Raw genomic sequence first — 17,885 nt, 5'->3', positions numbered from 1 at the left:
GGTCGGCGCCTCGGACGGCACGGTGGTCGTCTCCACGACGCTGGACTCCGTGGCCGGCGCGGCGGCCGAGCTGGTCTCGGCGGGCCGCAAGCCGGACACCCCGCTGTCGGTGACGATCGCCGGTACGACGACCCGCCAGCGCACCTGGACGGCGACGCTCGGCACGATCGCGCAGACGCTGAAGCAGGCCAAGGTGCTGCCGTCGCCGGACGGCGGCCGGCCGGTGATAGCCGTGGTCGGCGAGCGTTCCGCCGCGGCCCGGCGCGAGCAGCTGTCGTGGTTCGAGTCCAAGCCGCTGTTCGGCTGGAAGGTGCTCGTGCCGCGGACGAAGGAGCAGGCGGCCTCGCTCTCCGACCAGCTCAGGTCCTACGGCGCGGTGCCGCACGAGGTCCCGACCATCGCGGTGGAGCCGCCGCGCACCCCGCAGCAGATGGAGCGGGCGGTCAAGGGCCTGGTCACCGGCCGCTACGAGTGGATCGCGTTCACGTCGGTCAACGCGGTCAAGGCGGTCCGGGAGAAGTTCGAGGAGTACGGCCTCGACGCCCGTGCCTTCGCGGGCATCAAGGTGGCCGCGGTGGGCGAGCAGACCGCCAAGGCGCTGGTCGCCTTCGGCGTGAAGCCGGACCTGGTGCCGAGCGGCGAGCAGTCGGCGGCCGGCCTCCTGGAGGACTGGCCCCCCTACGACCCGGTGTTCGACCCGATCGACCGCGTCTTCCTGCCGCGCGCCGACATCGCCACCGAGACCCTGGTGGCCGGGCTGATCGACCTGGGCTGGGAGGTGGACGACGTCACGGCCTACCGCACCGTGCGCGCCTCGCCGCCGCCGGCGGAGACCCGTGAGGCGATCAAGGGCGGCGGCTTCGACGCGGTCCTGTTCACCTCCTCCTCCACGGTCCGCAACCTGGTCGGCATCGCGGGCAAGCCGCACAACGTGACGGTGATCGCCTGCATCGGCCCGGCCACTGCCAAGACCGCCGAGGAACACGGCCTGCGCGTCGACGTCATGGCCCCCGAGCCGTCCGTGCACAAGCTCGCGGAGGCCCTGGCCGACTTCGGCATGAAGCGGCGCGCCGCCGCGCTGGAGGCCGGGGACCCGGTGACGCGGCCGAGCGAACGCCGCCCGGGCGCCCGGCGGCGCCGGTCGACGACCTGAGACAGGGCGGAGCGTGCCTCTTCGGTGCGCTCCGCCGTGTTCGCCGTAACGCTCTTTCCTCCCTGTGCGGTTCTGCGATGCTGGCCGCCATGGGAGAGGGAGAGCGCGGCTTTGGGGACACCGGCCCCTGGTTACGCCGGCGGGCCGTGGCGCTGCTGGTGACGTGTGCCGGGGTGGGGGCCGCCGTACTGCACGTACTGGCGCCGGGCCTGCGGATCGACGGCATCGTGGTGATGCTGCTCGCGATCGCCGCGGTGCCGTGGCTCGGGGAGCTGTTCCGCAGCATCGAGGTGCCGGGCTTCGCCCGGATCGAGTTCCGGGACATCGAGCGCCGGATCGACGACGTCCGGCGGACGGCCAACGCCGCGCTGGCCGGTGACGGACCCGCCGACGACGCAGCGGCCTGGGACGCGGTCGGCGGACTGGCCGCCGAGTATGTGAACGTACGCCTCCAGCAGGCGGGCAGCGCGGCCCGGACCCAACGGATGGACCGGATCTTCGCCCGTCTGGTGCGCGCGGTCCAGCGCGTGCCCGACTTCGACGTCGAGGGGCTGCTCGCCTCCCAGGACGCCGGACTGCGCCTGGCGGCCTACGCGCGTCTGTTCGCCCTGCCCGAGCAGGAGGCCCTGGGCCCCCTGGTGGACGCCGCGATCGCCGATCCGCTGGCCTTCAACCAGTACTGGGGTCTGCGGGCGGTGGAGAGCTGTGTGACGGACGGCGGAGCGGCCGGGGTCCCGCTCGGAGCGGTCCGCCGGCTGCGGGAGTTCCGTGCCCGGACTCCGCCCGGCAACGACCGGGGCGAGGTGGCCGCCCGGATCCTCGCCGAGATCGGCGAACGCTGAGCGGACGGGCCGCCCGAGGGGCCGTGGACGGCCTCACCGGCCCGACTCCGCGTCGGCAAACGCACGGTTCGGGCGGGCGTAGCGTAGGAGGCATGACGAAGTACGGATCCTTTCCCGGTACGCGTCCCCGGCGGCTGCGGACCTCGCCCGTCATGCGGCGGATGGTCGCCGAGACACGGCTGCACCCCGCCGACCTCATCCTCCCGGCGTTCGTCCGGGAGGGCGTGAGCGAGCCGGTGCCGATCGGCACCATGCCCGGGGTCGTGCAGCACACCCGGGACAGCCTGAAGAAGGCCGCGCTGGAGGCGGTGGAGGCCGGGATCTCCGGGATCATGCTGTTCGGCGTGCCGGAGGAGTCGAAGAAGGACGCCCGGGGCACGGTCGGCACCGACCCGGACGGGATCCTCCAGGTCGCCCTCAGGGACGTGCGCGCCGAGGTCGGCGACGACCTGCTCGTGATGTCCGACCTGTGCCTGGACGAGTTCACCGACCACGGCCACTGCGGGGTGCTGGACGCCGAGGGCCGGGTCGACAACGACGCCACCCTGGAGCGGTACGCCGAGATGGCGCAGGTCCAGGCCGACGCCGGCGCCCATGTCGTGGGCCCCAGCGGGATGATGGACGGCCAGATCGGCGTCATCCGCGACGCGCTCGACCAGATCGGCCGCGAGGACGTGGCGATCCTCGCCTACACCGCCAAGTACTCCTCGGCGTTCTACGGGCCCTTCCGCGAGGCCGTCGCCTCGTCGCTGCGGGGCGACCGCAAGACCTACCAGCAGGACCCGGCCAACTGGCGGGAGTCGCTGCGCGAGCTGGAGCTGGACCTCGCCGAGGGCGCCGACATGGTGATGGTCAAGCCGGCCGGCCCCTACCTCGACATCCTCGCCCGGGTCGCGGACGCCGTGGACGTGCCGGTGGCCGCGTACCAGATCTCCGGCGAGTACGCGATGATCGAGGCCGCCGCCGAGAAGGGCCTGGTGGACCGGGACCAGGCCATCCTCGAGACGCTGACCGGCATCAAGCGGGCCGGTGCGCGGAACATCCTCACCTACTGGGCCACCGAGGTGGCCCGGAAGCTCCGCTAGTCCTGTGACCCCGTGGGTTCGCCGAGCCGGCGGGCCGGTGAACCCACGGGGGCTTTCCGGCGGTCTCAGGCGTCGGTCAGGGTGATGTGGTCACCCAGCACGGCCCACCGCTGTCCGGGTTCAGTGGCGCAGAGCCGGGTGCGGACCTCGGGCGTCCCCCAGGTGTTGGAGAGACAGTAGTGGGGGTCGGCGGCCAGCACGAAGTGGTCGCCGGTGAGCTTCCACGCCTGTCCGGGTTCGTTGGCGCAGAGCCGGGTGCGGACCTCGGGCGTGCCCCAGGTGTTGGACAGGCAGTAGTGGGGGTCGGCGGCCAGCACGACGTGATAGCCGTCGATCCTCCACCGCTGCCCGGGTTCGTTGGCGCACACCCGGGTGCGAACCTCGGGCGTCTCCCACGTGTTGGACAGGCAGTAGTTGCCGATCCGGGAGGCGGTGGAGCCCGGCGCGGCGGCCGTGGCGGCGGCCGACGGGAGGGCGGCCGCCGCCAGCGCGAGAGCGAGGACGCCGAGGGACTTGCGGAACGCGAAAGCCATGAAGGGGTCGCCTTTCATCCGGCGGGTTGCGGAGGCCGGGGCCGTGCCGCCGTGCGACGACATCGGCCGAGGACTCCTCGGGGGCATGCGCCGGGAGGCTTTCCCCGGCTCTGTCCCCTAATGCGGCAAACCGCCCTTAGAGGTGATATGCGGATGAAGGCGTTGCCGTTCACCAGTTGGAGATGGCGCCCAGGTCCTGCTGCCAGTACGTCACCTTGAGCGTGCTGTCGTAGTAGACGCCCTTGGCGGGCAGGGCCGGCGTGGCGGACGGGCCGCCGTTGCTGTTCGGGGTCGTCCCCTGGAAGCCCACCGTCAGCTTGTGCGCCGTCATCCCGCCGCTGCCGCTGCCGTCGGCGGCCGACAGCAGCACACCCGCGTACGCCGACTCGCCGGGCGCCAGCGTGACCACGGCCTGCGGCTGGGTGCTCTCGTCGGCCTGCGGCACCCACTGCATCTCGTCGAAGCGCAGGACCGGGTAGTACGGCAGGTCGCAGGTCTTGCCGCCGGTGTTCTTCACCGTCAGCAGCATGTGGTTCAGGGGCCGGGTGAGCGGCTGGGCGGTGACGGAGGTGTTCGTGCCGTTGCACAGCACCACGGAACGTCCGGTGCTCTGCCCCTTGCGGCCGGCGGAGGCGGCTGGCTTGGAGCCGGGCGCGTGGGTACGGGCCACCGGGGAGGCGCCGGTGGTGCCGCTGGTGGTGCCGGTGCCGGTGGCGGTGGCGGTGGTGTCCTCCGCCTGGGCGGCGCGCTCGGGCGATTTCGAAACGTTCGTCGCCGCTGCCGCCACCGTCGCGTTGGGGCCGGCGGCGCCCTCGTCCTCGGTGCCCGTGCCGTTGCCGCACGCGGTCAGGGCGAGGGCGGCCACGGCGGTTCCGGTAGCGGCGATCAGACGAATGTGGCGCATACGCATGGCAAGTCCTCTTTCGGGCTGGGCCGGTTGTCGTGCTTGGATGACCAACAGCCTGTGGGCGGACTCGTCCCGACGGCCAGCGTTGGCCGCCAATCCGGGATGCTGGAACGCCGAAACCGGCTTTGACCTGCGGAAACAACACCTCCCTGGAACGCCGGGGTGGAACGAGGGGGACTGGAGGAACGGTGTCGGAGGGTATCCCCGAAAGCGGTTTCGCCGAGCTGCTGCGGGAGTTGAAGAACCGCTCCGGGCACAGCTACGGCACGCTCGCCAAGCGGCTCCACATGAGTACGTCGACGCTCCACCGCTACTGCAACGGGGACGCGGTGCCGACGGACTACGCCCCCGTGGAGCGGCTCGCACGGCTCTGCAAGGCCACGCCCCAGGAACTGGTGGAACTGCACCGCCGGTGGGTCCTGGCGGACGCGGGCCGGGGCCGGAAGAACGCGGAGCCCGCGGTCGTGGTTCCGGAGCCGGCTCCGGAGCGGGAGGAGGGGGCTCAGACGCCCCTGGAGACGGAGGAGGGGGCTCAGGCGGTCCCGGAGCCGGAGGCGGCGGCCGGGCGGGAACCGGAGCCGGAGCCGGAGGCGGCACCCGTGCCCGTGCCCGCATCCGTGCCCGAACCTCCATCGACGACCCGGTGGCGACGGAGCCGGACCCTGATCGCGGGCCGCCGCACCGCGCTCCTGGCGGCCGCCACGGTCACCGCGCTGGTCGTCGGCGGCACGGTGTTCGCCCTGAACCGCCCCTCGGCGGAGGGCGAGCGGCGGGAGGAGGCGAAGGCCCCGGCAACCACCGCCGGATCCGCCTTCGTCCAGGACAGCGCCACCCCCCGGCCGCCGAGGTCCGGGAGCCCGACCCCGCACGGTTCGGCCACTCGCTCGGCCTCCCCCTCCGCCTCCGCCTCCGCCTCCAGCGAGGCTCCGGGCCTGGCCACCGACACCACCGACGGGAAGCACACGGGGAAGCCGTCGGCTAGCGCACGCCAGGAAGCGTCGGGAGCGGTGCCGTTGACGGTGAACACCAACCCCTACAGCTGGGTGGATCCCTGCTCGCAGCATTACCTGATCGACCGGCCGCCGGCCGCCGTGGGGCCGCCGCCGACCGAGCAGCAGGCGCCCGCGTGGGTGGCCGTCAACAAGGCGGTGTCGGCGGGGGAGCAGTTCATCACGTTCACCGTGCAGGGCACCGGTGACCAGACGGTCGTCCTGGAGCGGCTGTCGGTCCACATGGCGGGCAAGCGTTCGCCGCTCGCCTGGAACGACTACGCCATGGGCTACCCGGGGGTCGGCTGCGGCGGTGGCGTGCCGACGCACACCTTCTCGGTCGCCCTGGACGCGATGCGCCCGGCACCCGTACCGCAGGCCGGGGGCGCCGACTTCCCGTTCAAGGTGAGCCAGTCGGACCCGGAGGTCTTCTACGTCGAGGCGGACGCGTCGGCGTACGACGTCAGCTGGTACCTGGAGCTGACGTGGTCCAGCGGCGGCCGCCACGGCACGCTGGTGATCAATGACGCCGGCCACCCGTTCCGCACCAGCGGCAACAACAGCCGGCCGGCGTACGCGTTCCCGCTGGGCGGTCAGAGGTGGAAGCCGGCGTCGGAGTTCCAGTGACCTCAGTCCCACCAGAAGGCCCAGCTGGTGGCGCCGAGCAGCGTCTCGGCGTAGGCCCGCACGCTGCCCGGACCACTCTGTACGACGGCGTGCGGGCACAGGGCGTAGTGCTCGGCGGCGAGGAGCTCGGCGTCGGCGAGCGTGGCGGGCGGGGCGGCGACGGACACCACGAGGGCGTCCAGCCCGAGCGCGACGACCCGGATGCCGAAACGGTCCTCCCAGGACCGCAGGACGGCGCAGACGCGGGCCACGTCGTGGTCGTAGTTCAGGGCACCGGTCCAGCCGATGGCCGCGGGTATGTCGGCGGACCGGCGCGCCGGGACGAGGGCGAGGTGCGGTTCCTCTATCCACTCCGCCCACCGCGCCGGATCCCGGTGCAGGTCGTCGGCGACCGTGGCGGCGCGGGTGTCGGGATCGGCGTTCGGCAGGCCGGAGGAGGCGAGCCCCGGCCACGCGGTGCCGAACGGCTCGGTCTCACCGTCGTCCTGTCCCTCGGTCTCCTCCTCCCAGTACTCCGCGAGCACGTCCTCGGCCAGGTGATCCCCCGGGTACGAGGCGTCGCCCGGCAGCAGCCCCCAGTCGTCGACGCCGACCCGGCAGCCGGCCAGGTCCACGAGAACCGGCAACAGTCCCGTACGGGCCGCCGGCGCGCCCAGGGCCTTCCAGGTACCGGGGGACGAGGGCTTCTCCGCGTGCCACAGGAGGGGTTGGTGCCAGGGCCCGTCATCCGTCGCGTCGACCAGCCTGCCGGGCGGCAGTTGAAGCCCCAGGGAACGACCGCTGGGGTCGGTGGCCAGTTTGGGCAGCGGGTTGGGAAGAGTCGCCATGCCGCCGACTGTAGGGGCAGGCACTGACAACGGCGTTGAGATGGACCGGGGTTGTGACGTTGCCGTGGGGCCGCCCGCTTCTCGGCGAGTGTCGTGCTTCCGCGAGGTGAGTCAAGGGCGCGTTCCGCGTCGGCTGCGCCGATGGGCCTGCGGCCCACCCTTGACACACCTCGCTCCAGCACGGGTGAGAAGCGAGCGGGCGGCCAGGGGAAAGTGGCCGGCTCAGGTCCGTTGTCCCCTGCCGTGGGCTGCGTCCGCATCGTGGGTCGGGGATGCGCCCTCACGCCTCGCCTGCACGCCGGGTGGGCTCAGCGGCTTGCGGCCCGGTGAGCGGTGGGGCGCCGGAATGGAGGGTGGGTAGTTTTGGAACGAGTGTTGCAGAAGGAGGGGGGGACGGGTGGCCGGGACCACCCGCAGGCCGCCGAACCGGCCCGGCGTGCTGGCGAGACGCGGGTGCGACCCTCACCGACGGGGCATGGTCGGCTCGCCTGGGGGGCCCGGTACCGGGCTGGGCCGCTGCCCTTCCGGGCCGCGGCCCAACGGTCACTTGGGAGAAGAGGTGAACGCGTCCCACACGGACCGGACGAGCCGGGCGGGCCGGGGCGCGAGGGAGGCAGGGGCCTGCTGCTGGTGGCGGCGCTCAGTGACAAGTGGGGGGTGGGGGAGCGTACGCCGGGGAAGATCGTGTGGTGCGAGTTCGCCGTGCCGTGAGCGGACCCGGCGTCAGACCATGGTCGTGATGCAGAACGGGTGTCCGGCGGGGTCGAGCAGGACCCGCCACCGTTCCGGCTGGGGCTGGTCGTCCGGCTTGACGGCGCCCCGGGCGAGGAGGTGCGCCTCGGCGGTGTCGAGGTCGTCGACGCCCACCTCGATGTGGGCCTGCTTCCCCTGGGCGGGATCGGGCCAGGTGGGGCGGCGGTAGTCGGGGACGCGGGTGAAGCCGAGGCCGGCCGTGCCGTCGGTACCGCCGAGGAAGACGAAGTCGTCGGTGGAGTAGGTGACGGCGAGGCCGAACATGTCGCCGTAGAAGCGGGCGAGTTCGGCGGGGTCGGCGCAGTCGAAGGTGACGGCGACGTAGCGGAAGGCGGGTGCGGAGGGGGTTTCCGTGCTCATGGGGAAGACGGTAGGACGTGATCCGGACAGCTTCGGTCCTGGTCGTGGGCGGCGGTATGAAAAACTTCCGGCCGTGCTGAGCGCCTCCGCCCGTCTGCTGCGTCTGCTGTCGCTGCTCGCCGCCCGGCCCTCGTGGACGTGCGGCGAGCTGGCCGAGCGGATGGGGATAACGGACCGCACGGTGCGGCGGGACGTCGCGAAGCTGCGGGAGCTGGGGTACAGCGTCGATTCCGCGGCCGGGCCGTGGGGCGGTTACCGGTTGCGGGCGGGTTCGCGGGTGCCGCCGCTGATCCTGGACGACGAGGAGGCGCTGGCCGTGGCGGTCGGGCTGCGGGAGGTGGCGTTCGGCGGGATCCTCGGCGGGGACCAGGCCGCGCTGTCGGCGCTGCTGAAGCTGCGGCAGGTGCTGCCGGCGGGGGTGGCCGGGCGGCTGGGGGAGTGGGACGAGGCGCTCGTACGGCTGCCGTGGCCGCAGGAGGGGCGGTTGCGGCCGGGGATGCTGCTGGAGCTGGCGGCGGCGTGCCGGCGCGGGGAGCGGGTGCGGTTGTCGTACTGCGACGGGAAGGGCCGGAGCACGGTCCGGGACGTGGACCCGTACCGGCTGGTGCACACCGGCAGGCGCTGGTACTTCGTGGCGCGGGATGTGGCCCGGGGGTGGCGGACGTTCCGGGCGGACCGGGTGGAGCGCCTGGACCCGACGGGCCGGCAGGTCGAGATCACCGACCCGCCGGACCCGGCGCACCTGGTGTCCCACAACACGGCGAACGGCCCGTACCCGTTGTCGGCGACGATCCGCCTCCCGCTCCCCCTGCGGGAGGCGCAACGCCTGATCCCCCCGACCATCGGCACCCACCACCCCGACGGCCCGGAGGCGACGGTGGTCGAGATAGGCGGCCCGGACCCGGACGGCCTGGCCCGCTACCTCCTCGGCCTGGCCACGCCCCTACAGGTCCTGGCCCCCGACTCGGTCCGCGAGGCCCTGGTCCACCGGACCCGGGAACTCCTCGCGGCCCACGGCCTCTGAGGCGTCAGAGCTTCTCGGGGGTGCGGATGCCCAGGAGGGTCATGCCCTGGTGAAGGGTGCGGGCGGTGAGGTCGGAGAGGAAGAGGCGGTTCTCCACCTGCTCCGGCGTCTCGGCGCGCAGCACCGGGCACTTGTCGTAGAACGTCGTGAACAGCGAGGCCAGCTGGTACAGGTACGCCGCCAGCTTGTGCGGGGCGTACTCCGCGGCGGCCTCGCGGACCGTCTCCGCGAAGGAGTCCAGGTGCAGGCCGAGGGCGCGCTCCGCGTCCGCCAGGGGCAGCTCGGGGTGGGCCGCGGGGCGGATCTCGCCGGCCTTGCGGAGGATGGACTGGATACGGGCGTAGGCGTACTGGAGGTAGACGGACGTGTCGCCGTTCAGCGAGACCATCTGGTCCAGGTCGAACTTGTAGTCCCGGTTCGCCGACGTCGACAGGTCCGCGTACTTCACCGCGCCGATGCCCACCTGGGCGCCCCGCTCGGCGATCTCCTCCTCGGAGAGGTCCTGCGCCTTCTCCCGGACCACGGCCGAGGCCCGGTCGATCGCCTCGTCCAGCAGGTCGACCAGGCGGACCGTCTCGCCCTCACGGGTCTTGAACGGCTTGCCGTCCTTGCCGAGGACCGTGCCGAAGGCGAGCTGGACCGCGGTGACGTCGTCGCCCAGCCAGCCGGCCCGGCGCGCGGTCTCGAAGACCATCCGGAAGTGCAGGGCCTGCCGGGCGTCCACCACGTACAGCAGGGTGTTCGCCTTGAGGTTGAAGACGCGGTCGCGGATCGCGGACAGGTCGGTCGCCGCGTAGCCGTAGCCGCCGTCCGACTTCTGCACGATCAGCGGGACCGGCTTGCCCTCCGGGCCCTTGATGTCGTCGAAGAACACGCACAGCGCGCCCTCGGAGCGGACCGCGACGCCCGACTCCTCCAGCAGGCGGCAGGTCTCCGCGAGCATGTCGTTGTAACCGGACTCGCCGACGATGTCCGCGTCCCGGATCTCCATGTCCAGCTTCTCGAAGACGGAGAAGAAGTAGATCTTCGACTCGTCCACGAACTTCTGCCACATGGCGAGCGTGTGCGGGTCGCCGGCCTGGAGGTCCACCACCCGGCGCCGGGCCCGCGTCTTGAACTCCTCGTCGGAGTCGAACTTCTTGCGCGCGGCCTTGTAGAGGCGGTCGAGGTTGGACATCGCCTCCTCGCCCGTCACCTGGCCGGCCTTGTGGTCCAGCTCGTGCGGGTGCTCGTCCAGGTACTGGATGAGCATGCCGAACTGGGTGCCCCAGTCGCCGATGTGGTGGCGGCGGATCACGTTCTCGCCGGTGAACTCCAGCAGCTGGACGACCGAGTCGCCGATCACCGCCGAGCGCAGGTGGCCGACGTGCATCTCCTTCGCCACGTTCGGCTGGGCGTAGTCGATCACCGTCGTGCCGGGGTCGGCGGCGGTGGGCACGCCGAGGCGGCCCGTGTCGTCCGCGTAGCGCGCGGCCAGGTTCCGGGTGATCGCCTGGTCCGCGAGCGTGATGTTGAGGAAGCCGGGGCCGGAGACCTCGACGTCCTTGATCACGTCACCCGTCACCACCCGGCCGACGACCTGGGTCGCCAGCTCCCGGGGGTTCGCCTTCGCCTTCTTGGCCAGGGCGAGGATGCCGTTGGCCTGGAAGTCGGCCCGGTCGCTTCGTCGCAGCAGCGGGTCCGCGCCGGCGGCCTCCGGCAGGGTGGCCGAGAGGGCGGACGCGAGGTGCTGCTGGACGTTGTCGCTGAGGGACGTGACCGAGGCCATGGGTGTGGGTGCCGTTCTCCTCGTGGATGGATAGACCCACCCAGTATCCCATGGGGGGTAAAGCCGTTTTCCCGGTCGACGGGCGGTCTGTGAGAATGGAGTCTCACCCCGTTCAGAAAGAAGGACGTGCCGATCGTGGCTCAGAGCACCGAGACCACCGACTGGGTCTCCCGTTTCGCGGATGAGGTCATCGAGGAGTCGGAGCGTCGGGCCCCGGGCAAACCGGTCGTCGTCGCGTCCGGACTCTCCCCCTCCGGTCCGATCCACCTCGGCAACCTGCGCGAGGTCATGACCCCGCACCTGGTCGCCGACGAGGTCCGCCGCCGCGGCCGTGAGGTCCGGCACCTGATCTCCTGGGACGACTACGACCGCTACCGCAAGGTCCCGGCCGGCGTCCCCGGCGTGGACGAGACCTGGGCCGAGCACATCGGCAAGCCGCTGACCTCGGTCCCGGCACCGAAGGGCTCCTCGTACCCGAACTGGGCCGAGCACTTCAAGGCCGCCATGGTCGAGGCGCTGGCCCAGCTCGGCGTGGAGTTCGACGGGATCAGCCAGACCGCGCAGTACACCTCCGGCGCCTACCGCGAGCAGATCCTGCACGCCATGAAGCACCGGCACGACATCGACGCGATCCTCGCCCAGTACCGCACGAAGAAGGCGCCGAAGAAGCAGCAGCAGAAGGCGGTGGACGAGGCCGAGCTGGAGGCCGAGGAGGGCTCCGGCGCCGCGTCCGAGGACGACGGCAGCTCCGGCTCCGCCGGGTACTTCCCGTACAAGCCGTACTGCGGCGGCTGCGGCAAGGACCTGACGACGGTCACCTCCTACGACGACGACACCACCGAGCTGTCGTACACCTGCACCGCCTGCGGCTTCGCCGAGACCGTCCGGCTCAGCGAGTTCGACCGCGGCAAGCTGGTGTGGAAGGTCGACTGGCCGATGCGCTGGGCGTACGAGGGCGTGATCTTCGAGCCCAGCGGTGTGGACCACTCCTCGCCCGGCTCCAGCTTCCAGGTCGGCGGGCAGATCGTGCCGATCTTCGGCGGCGAGCAGCCCATCGGGCCCATGTACGCGTTCGTGGGCATCTCCGGCATGGCGAAGATGTCGTCCTCGCGCGGTGGCGTGCCCACCCCGTCGGACGCGCTGAAGATCATGGAGCCGCAGCTGCTGCGCTGGCTGTACGCCCGCCGCAAGCCCAACCAGTCCTTCAAGATCGCCTTCGACCAGGAGATCCAGCGGCTCTACGACGAGTGGGACAAGCTGGCCGCGAAGGTCGCCGACGGCTCCGCGCTGCCGGCCGACGTCGCCGCCTACACCCGCGCCGTCGGCACCGCCGCCGGTGAGCTGCCGAAGACGCCCCGCCCGCTGCCGTACCGCACGCTGGCCTCCGTCGCCGACATCACCGCCGGTCACGAGGACCAGGCCCTGCGGATCCTGTCCGAGCTGGACCCGGAGCAGCCGCTGGCCTCGCTGGACGAGGCGCGCCCGCGCTACGACCGGGCCGAGGCGTGGATCAACACGTACGTGCCCGCCGACCAGCGGACCATCGTGCGCGAGGAGCCGGACGCCGAGCTGCTGAAGTCCCTGGACGAGGCGTCCCGGCAGTCCGTGCGGCTGCTGCTGGACGGGCTGGCCGACCACTGGTCGCTCGACGGGCTGACCCACCTCGTGTACGGCGTGCCGAAGGTGCAGGCCGGGTTCTCCGCCGACGCCACGCCGAAGGAGCTGCCGCCGGAGATCAAGACGGCCCAGCGGTCGTTCTTCGCCCTGCTGTACCACCTGCTCGTCGGCCGCGACACCGGCCCCCGCCTGCCCACCCTGCTGCTGGCCGTGGGGCAGGAGCGGGTGCGGACGCTGCTCGGGGAGTAAGCCGGGAACCGTACGGAAAAAGGGGCCCTCTTCCTCCGGGAGGAAGAGGGCCCCTTTTCCGCGTTGCGCGATGCGGTCCTCGTTACGCGATGTGGTCCTCTTCCAGTTCCGCGTTGAAGCGGTTGGTGAAGCGGTTGACCATGCGCTCGGCCTCGCGCGGGCCGAGCGTGATGCGGTACGTCGCCTCGACCGCCTCGCCGAACTGGTGCGGGGTGGGGAAGCTGCCGTCGATCGACTTGCGGAAGACCTGGTAGTAGTCCTCCTCCGTCGGGTTCGGCTCCGGGCTGCCGCCGCCCTCGCCCAGTTCGCGGGTGCGGGTCGCGCTCACCGGGATCGGGAAGCTGCCCGTCTCCTCCGGGGAGGGCTGCTGGAAGTCCTCCGGGGCCTGCTCCTCGTACCAGCCCTCGTACTGCTCCTCGGGGGCGTACTGGGGTTCCTGGAGCATCGGGTCGTAGGTGGGGTCGTAGTTGCCGTGGTACTCGACCTCGCGCGGGGCCTGGAACCAGGGGCTCTCCTCGTCCGCCGAGGCGTGGGCGCGGCCGGGCAGGGTGTACTCGGCGGCGTAGCGGGCGGTGCCGGTGACCTTCTGGCGTCCTTCGCGGCGCTCGGCGGGGGCGCCCAGGGCGGTGCCGGTCGTGCCGGTCATGGGGGTCCTCCTGTGTCGGCTCAGGCCGCAGCGCCGGCCGGGGCGAGACGGTTCAGCACGTCCAGGGCCAGGTTGCGGGCGAGGGACACCTTGTAGGCGTTGTCCCGCAGGGGCTCGGCGTGCGCGAGTTCGAGGGCGACGGCTCCTTCGAAGGCCTCCGGTGTGGCGGGGGCGCCGACCAGGGCCAGTTCGGTGTGCCGGGCCCGCCAGGGGCGGTGGGCGAGCCCTCCGAAGGCGACGCCCGCCTGGTCGACGACGCCGTCCGTGACGCGCAGCGCGACGGCGACGGAGGCGAGGGCGAAGGCGTACGACGCCCGGTCCCGGGCCTTGCGGTAGGCGGAGGGCACACCGGCGGTGGCGCCCGGCAGGAGCACGGCGGTGATCAGTTCGCCGGGGCGGATCCAGGTGTCCCGTTCGGGGTGTTCGCCGGGCAGCCGGTGGAAGTCGGCCACCGGCAGCCGCCGGGTGCCCTCGGGGCCGTACAGCTCCACCTGGGCGTCGAGGGCGGCGAGGGCGACGGCCATGTCGGAGGGGTGGGTGGCGATGCACCGCGCGGAGTACCCGAGGACGGCGTGGTCGCGGTGGACGCCGTCGCGGGCGCCGCAGCCGCTGCCCGGTTCCCGCTTGTTGCAGGGCTTGTCCAGGTCCTGGAAGTAGGGGCAGCGGGTGCGCTGGAGGAGGTTGCCCCCGGTGGTGGCGGCGTTGCGCAGCTGGGCGGAGGCGCCCGCGAGGAGGGCCTGGGACAGGGCGGGCCAGCGGTCGCGCACCCGCGGGTCGGCGGCGAGGTCGCTGTTGCGGACGGTGGCGCCGGCGCGCAGGGATCCGTCGGGCAGTTCCTCGAGGGTGTCCAGTGGCAGCCGGCCCACGTCGATGAGGACGGTGGGCCGTTCCACTCCGAGTTTGACCAGGTCGACCAGGTTGGTGCCGCCGGCCAGGTAGCGGGCGCCGGGGTGGGCGGCGTAGGCCTCGACGGCCTCCTGGAGGGTGCCGGGGCGCAGGTATCCGAAGCCGTTCACTCGATCACGTCCTCGATCGCCTCGACGATGCGGGGGTAGGCGCCGCAGCGGCACAGGTTGCCGCTCATCCGCTCGCGGATCTCGGTCCGGTCCAGCGGGACGGGCCGGCCGGAGGGGGTGGCGGGGTCGGTGACGTGGGAGGGGTGGCCGGCCGCGGCCTCGGCGATCAGGCCCACGGCGGAGCAGAGCTGGCCGGGGGTGCAGTAGCCGCACTGGAAGGCGTCGCGGTCCAGGAAGGCCCGCTGGAGCGGGTGCGGTTCCTCGCCGTCGCCGAGGCCCTCGACGGTGGTGATCTCGCTGCCGTCGAGGGTGACCGCGAGCAGCAGACAGCTGTTGAGGCGGCGCCCGTCGACCAGCACGGTGCAGGCACCGCACTGGCCGTGGTCGCAGCCCTTCTTGGAGCCGGTGAGGTCCAGGTCCTCACGCAGCAGGTCCAGCAGGACGCGCCGGTGGTCGACGCGCACGGTGTGGGGTTTGCCGTTGACCCGGAGGGTGACCTCGGAGTGGTGGGATGCGCTGGTCATGGGCGGGGATGACCTTCCGGACGGACGATGCTGCCGTATCCCACCGCGTATCCAGTCACCTCCGCCTCACACGTCCCGGCACCCGTACGGCAGCGGGCCCGGTGCCGCTCAGCCGGCCGGCGGTGCCATCGCCACCGCCGGTTCGCCGCGGGTCGCGAACCGGGTCCGGTGCAGTTCGGCGTAGCGTCCCCGGGCCGCCAGCAGCTCGTCGTGGGTGCCGCGTTCCACGATCCGGCCCGACTCCACGACGAGGATCTGGTCGGCGGCGCGGACGGTGGACAGGCGGTGGGCGATGACGACGGCGGTGCGGTCCTGGAGTGCCTCGGCGAGCGCCTCCTGGACGGCCGCCTCGGAGGTGTTGTCGAGGTGGGCGGTGGCCTCGTCCAGGATGACCACGCGCTGGCGGGCCAGCAGCAGCCGGGCGATGGTCATGCGCTGGCGTTCGCCGCCGGAGAGCCGGTAGCCGCGCTCGCCGACGACCGTGTCCAGGCCGTCGGGCAGGGAGCGTACGACATCGGTGAGCCGGGCCCGGCCGAGGGCGTCCCACAGCTCCTCGTCGGTGGCGTCGGGGCGGGCGAGCAGCAGGTTGGCGCGGACGGTGTCGTGGAAGAGGTGGCCGTCCTGGGTGACCATGCCGAGGGTGGCGCGCAGGGAGGCGGAGGTGAGGTCGCGGACGTCGACGCCGCCGATCCGGACCGCGCCGGCGTCGACGTCGTACAGGCGCGGCAGCAGCTGGGCGATGGTGGACTTGCCGGCGCCGGAGGAGCCGACGAGGGCGACGGTCTGGCCGGGTTCGGCACGGAAGGAGATGCCGTGCAGCACCTCGGTGCCGCCGCGGGTGTCGAGCGCGGCGACCTCCTCCAGGGAGGCGAGGGAGACCTGGTCGGCGGCCGGGTAGGCGAAGCGGACGTCGTCGAACTCGACGGCGACCGGGCCCTCGGGGACCTCGCGGGCGTCCGGCTTCTCCTCGATGAGGGGCCTGAGGTCCAGCACCTCGAAGACCCGCTCGAAGCTGACGAGCGCGCTCATCACCTCGACCCGGGCCCCGGCGAGCGCGGTCAGCGGGGCGTACAGCCGGGTCAGCAGCAGGGCGAGGGAGACGACCGCGCCGGGCTCCAGGGTGCCGTGCAGGGCGAACCAGCCGCCGAGGCCGTAGACGAGGGCCAGGGCGAGGGCGGAGACCAGGGTGAGGGAGGTGATGAAGACGGACTGGGCGGTGGCGGTGCGTACGCCGATGTCCCGGACCCGGGCGGCGCGGGCGGCGAACTCGGCGGACTCCTCCTCCGGGCGGCCGAACAGCTTGACCAGGGTGGCGCCGGGGGCGGAGAACCGCTCGGTCATCCGGGTGCCCATGGACGCGTTCAGGGCCGCCGCCTCCCGCTGCATCCGGGCCATCCGGCTGCCCATGCGGCGGGCGGGCAGCACGAACACCGGCAGCAGCGCCAGCGCGAGCAGGGTGATCTGCCAGGACAGGGTGAGCATGACGGCGAGCGTGAGCAGCAGCGTGACGAGGTTGCTGACGACGCCGGACAGGGTGTTGGCGAAGGCGCGCTGGGCGCCGATCACGTCGTTGTTGAGACGGCTGACCAGCGCGCCCGTACGGGTACGTGTGAAGAACGCGACGGGCATGCGCTGCATGTGATCGAACACAGCCGTTCTGAGGTCGAGGATGAGTCCCTCCCCGAGCGTCGCCGACAGGCGCCGGCCGAGGATGCCGAGCCCCGCCTCGGCGAGCGCGACGAGCGCGATGAGCAGGGAGAGGCGGATCACCCGGGCGGAGTCGTGCCCCGCCACGATCGCGTCGACGACGCGGCCGGCGAGCACGGGGGTGGCGACGGCGAGCAGTGCGGTCACCACCCCGGTCAGCACGAAACGGGCGATGCCGGCGCGGTGCGGGCGGGCGAAGGCGGCGATCCGGCGCAGCGTGGCGCGGGCGAACGGACGGCGCTGGGACTGCGCGTTCATCACGCTGTGCAGCTGCGTCCAGGCGGTGGTCTCCATGCTCATGCCGACGACGGTAGGACCTCAAGCTTCGTTGAGGTCAAGGTCGGCGGTTTTTCACCCGGGGTTCGGGCGGCGCGGCCATCCCCGGGTGCCGTGACGATCCCCCGCCGCGTCCCCGTCCGCCGGACGCCTGTGAACCCGAGGAGACCGGCGGCGGCTACCCCGGCCGGCTCGAACGGGGCGACCCCGCTGCCGCCTACGCCGCCGCCGGGATCCGCCTGGACGTCACCTACCGGGTGCCGCCGCTGCACAACCACCCCATGGAACCGCACGCCAGCACCGCCCACTGGGACGGGGACCGGCTCACCGTGTACACCTCCAGCCAGGGCGGCAGCACCGTGCGGTCCGTGCTCGCCGGGCTGTTCGAGCTGCCCGAGGACCATGTCACCGCCGTCACCGAACACGTCGGCGGCGGTTTCGGCTCCAAGGGCACCCCACGCCCCGACGTCGTCCTCGCCGCCCTGGCCGCCCGCCACACCGGCCGCCCCGTCACCGTCGCCTACCCCCGCCGGTACCTGCCCACCACCGTCGGCCACCGCGCCCCCACCGTGCAGCGGCTGCGGCTCGGCGCCCACCCCGACGGCCGGCTCACCACCCTGCTGCACGAGGTCACCACCCACACCTCCCGGGTGCGCGAGTTCGTCGAACAGGCCGCGGTGCCCTCCCGCGTCATGTACGCCACCCCGGCCCTGCTCAGCACCCACCGGGTGACCGCGCTCGACGTCCCCAGCCCGTCCTGGATGCGCGCCCCCGGCGAGGCCCCCGGCATGTACGCCCTGGAGTCGGCCATGGACGAACTCGCCGACGCCCTCGGCATCGACCCGGTGGAGCTGCGGCTGCGCAACGAACCCGACCGGGAGCCGGGCAGCGGCAAACCGTTCAGCAGCCGGAGCCTCGTAGCCTGCCTGCGCGAGGGCGCCCGCCGCTTCGGCTGGGACGGGCGCGACCCCCGCCCCCGGAC

15 protein-coding genes and 2 pseudogenes are annotated in these 17,885 nt (G+C 72.7%); 8 read left to right on the top strand and 9 right to left on the bottom strand.

Annotation, left to right across the window (positions count from 1 at the left end):
- The 3 genes from H5J33_RS05705 to hemB form a co-directional block, all read left to right on the top strand.
- On the top strand, nt 1-1,153 hold a 1,153-nt coding region (locus tag H5J33_RS05705), incomplete at its 5' end, for a uroporphyrinogen-III synthase (protein ID WP_181793668.1).
- Between the two features lie 89 nt (nt 1,154-1,242).
- The gene (locus H5J33_RS05700; RefSeq protein WP_181793667.1) at nt 1,243-1,995 is read left to right on the top strand and encodes a hypothetical protein; all 753 of its coding nucleotides are present in this window, start codon (nt 1,243-1,245) and stop codon (nt 1,993-1,995) included.
- A 92-nt stretch (nt 1,996-2,087) separates the two neighbouring features.
- Nucleotides 2,088-3,080, top strand: coding sequence for a porphobilinogen synthase (gene hemB, locus H5J33_RS05695; RefSeq protein WP_181793666.1), 993 nt, complete (start codon nt 2,088-2,090; stop codon nt 3,078-3,080).
- A gap of 65 nt (nt 3,081-3,145) precedes the next feature.
- On the opposite strand, the gene H5J33_RS05690 is transcribed toward hemB, so the two are convergent.
- Nucleotides 3,146-3,613, bottom strand: a complete 468-nt coding sequence (locus H5J33_RS05690) for an RICIN domain-containing protein (RefSeq protein WP_181793665.1) — start codon at nt 3,611-3,613, stop codon at nt 3,146-3,148.
- A gap of 169 nt (nt 3,614-3,782) precedes the next feature.
- Nucleotides 3,783-4,517: a DUF4232 domain-containing protein gene (locus tag H5J33_RS05685; RefSeq protein WP_181793664.1), complete on the bottom strand. Its 735-nt coding sequence runs from the start codon at nt 4,515-4,517 to the stop codon at nt 3,783-3,785.
- Nucleotides 4,518-4,708: 191 nt separating this feature from the next.
- Here H5J33_RS05685 and H5J33_RS05680 point away from each other — a divergent pair, with 191 nt between their 5' ends.
- Nucleotides 4,709-6,136, top strand: coding sequence for a helix-turn-helix transcriptional regulator (locus H5J33_RS05680; protein ID WP_309485327.1), 1,428 nt, complete (start codon nt 4,709-4,711; stop codon nt 6,134-6,136).
- A 2-nt stretch (nt 6,137-6,138) separates the two neighbouring features.
- Here the strand turns inward: H5J33_RS05680 and H5J33_RS05675 are convergent, their stop codons facing one another.
- Nucleotides 6,139-6,963: a DUF4253 domain-containing protein gene (locus H5J33_RS05675; protein ID WP_181793663.1), complete on the bottom strand. Its 825-nt coding sequence runs from the start codon at nt 6,961-6,963 to the stop codon at nt 6,139-6,141.
- A gap of 582 nt (nt 6,964-7,545) precedes the next feature.
- Between H5J33_RS05675 and H5J33_RS37200 the strand changes: the two are divergent.
- Nucleotides 7,546-7,674: pseudogene (locus H5J33_RS37200) on the top strand (ATP-binding protein); the annotation flags it as partial.
- Nucleotides 7,675-7,686: 12 nt separating this feature from the next.
- Here H5J33_RS37200 and H5J33_RS05670 read toward each other — a convergent pair.
- The gene (locus H5J33_RS05670) at nt 7,687-8,076 is read right to left on the bottom strand and encodes a VOC family protein (RefSeq protein ID WP_181793662.1); all 390 of its coding nucleotides are present in this window, start codon (nt 8,074-8,076) and stop codon (nt 7,687-7,689) included.
- Nucleotides 8,077-8,149: 73 nt separating this feature from the next.
- On the opposite strand from H5J33_RS05670, the gene H5J33_RS05665 reads away from it, so the two are divergent.
- The gene (locus H5J33_RS05665; RefSeq protein ID WP_181793661.1) at nt 8,150-9,100 is read left to right on the top strand and encodes a YafY family protein; all 951 of its coding nucleotides are present in this window, start codon (nt 8,150-8,152) and stop codon (nt 9,098-9,100) included.
- A 4-nt stretch (nt 9,101-9,104) separates the two neighbouring features.
- Here H5J33_RS05665 and argS read toward each other — a convergent pair whose 3' ends face one another.
- Entirely contained in the window at nt 9,105-10,868 is a 1,764-nt protein-coding gene (gene argS / locus H5J33_RS05660) for an arginine--tRNA ligase (protein WP_181793660.1), read from the bottom strand.
- 126 nt (nt 10,869-10,994) lie between these two features.
- On the opposite strand from argS, the gene lysS reads away from it, so the two are divergent.
- On the top strand, nt 10,995-12,734 hold the full coding sequence (lysS, locus tag H5J33_RS05655; RefSeq protein WP_181793659.1) for a lysine--tRNA ligase: 1,740 nt from the start codon (nt 10,995-10,997) through the stop codon (nt 12,732-12,734).
- A gap of 82 nt (nt 12,735-12,816) precedes the next feature.
- Here the strand turns inward: lysS and H5J33_RS05650 are convergent, their stop codons facing one another.
- The 4 genes from H5J33_RS05650 to H5J33_RS05635 all read right to left on the bottom strand — a co-directional run bounded on the left by H5J33_RS05650 (nt 12,817) and on the right by H5J33_RS05635 (nt 16,921).
- Complete coding sequence (locus tag H5J33_RS05650; protein ID WP_399552774.1) at nt 12,817-13,380, bottom strand: hypothetical protein; 564 nt, start codon at nt 13,378-13,380, stop codon at nt 12,817-12,819.
- A 20-nt stretch (nt 13,381-13,400) separates the two neighbouring features.
- A complete protein-coding gene (locus tag H5J33_RS05645; RefSeq protein ID WP_181793658.1) occupies nt 13,401-14,396 on the bottom strand; it encodes a xanthine dehydrogenase family protein subunit M in 996 nt (331 codons plus the stop codon).
- A complete protein-coding gene (locus H5J33_RS05640; RefSeq protein WP_181793657.1) occupies nt 14,393-14,920 on the bottom strand; it encodes a 2Fe-2S iron-sulfur cluster-binding protein in 528 nt (175 codons plus the stop codon). Before H5J33_RS05640 ends, H5J33_RS05645 begins: the two co-directional genes overlap by 4 nt.
- 108 nt (nt 14,921-15,028) lie before the next feature.
- Nucleotides 15,029-16,921, bottom strand: coding sequence for an ABC transporter ATP-binding protein (locus H5J33_RS05635; protein ID WP_181793669.1), 1,893 nt, complete (start codon nt 16,919-16,921; stop codon nt 15,029-15,031).
- Nucleotides 16,922-17,046: 125 nt separating this feature from the next.
- Here H5J33_RS05635 and H5J33_RS05630 point away from each other — a divergent pair.
- Nucleotides 17,047-17,885, top strand: a pseudogene (locus H5J33_RS05630) (xanthine dehydrogenase family protein molybdopterin-binding subunit); the annotation flags it as partial.

It is taken from the genome of Streptomyces sp. WELS2, assembly GCF_013870595.1.
GTDB lineage: Bacteria > Actinomycetota > Actinomycetes > Streptomycetales > Streptomycetaceae > Streptomyces.
The sequence above is the reverse complement of the archived record's forward strand: the minus strand, read 5'-3'. Positions and strand labels throughout refer to the sequence as shown.

What these genes read in the sequence shown, in the direction of transcription:
- H5J33_RS05675 (WP_181793663.1), bottom strand. Translation starts at nt 6,963, where the DNA reads ATGGCGACTCTTCCCAACCCGCTGCCCAAACTGGCCACCGACCCCAGC.
- H5J33_RS05635 (WP_181793669.1), bottom strand. Translation starts at nt 16,921, where the DNA reads ATGGAGACCACCGCCTGGACGCAGCTGCACAGCGTGATGAACGCGCAG.
- H5J33_RS05640 (WP_181793657.1), bottom strand. Translation starts at nt 14,920, where the DNA reads ATGACCAGCGCATCCCACCACTCCGAGGTCACCCTCCGGGTCAACGGC.
- H5J33_RS05700 (WP_181793667.1), top strand. Translation starts at nt 1,243, where the DNA reads ATGGGAGAGGGAGAGCGCGGCTTTGGGGACACCGGCCCCTGGTTACGC.
- hemB (WP_181793666.1), top strand. Translation starts at nt 2,088, where the DNA reads ATGACGAAGTACGGATCCTTTCCCGGTACGCGTCCCCGGCGGCTGCGG.
- H5J33_RS05650 (WP_399552774.1), bottom strand. Translation starts at nt 13,380, where the DNA reads ATGACCGGCACGACCGGCACCGCCCTGGGCGCCCCCGCCGAGCGCCGC.
- H5J33_RS05685 (WP_181793664.1), bottom strand. Translation starts at nt 4,517, where the DNA reads ATGCGCCACATTCGTCTGATCGCCGCTACCGGAACCGCCGTGGCCGCC.
- H5J33_RS05690 (WP_181793665.1), bottom strand. Translation starts at nt 3,613, where the DNA reads ATGGCTTTCGCGTTCCGCAAGTCCCTCGGCGTCCTCGCTCTCGCGCTG.
- argS (WP_181793660.1), bottom strand. Translation starts at nt 10,868, where the DNA reads ATGGCCTCGGTCACGTCCCTCAGCGACAACGTCCAGCAGCACCTCGCG.
- H5J33_RS05670 (WP_181793662.1), bottom strand. Translation starts at nt 8,076, where the DNA reads ATGAGCACGGAAACCCCCTCCGCACCCGCCTTCCGCTACGTCGCCGTC.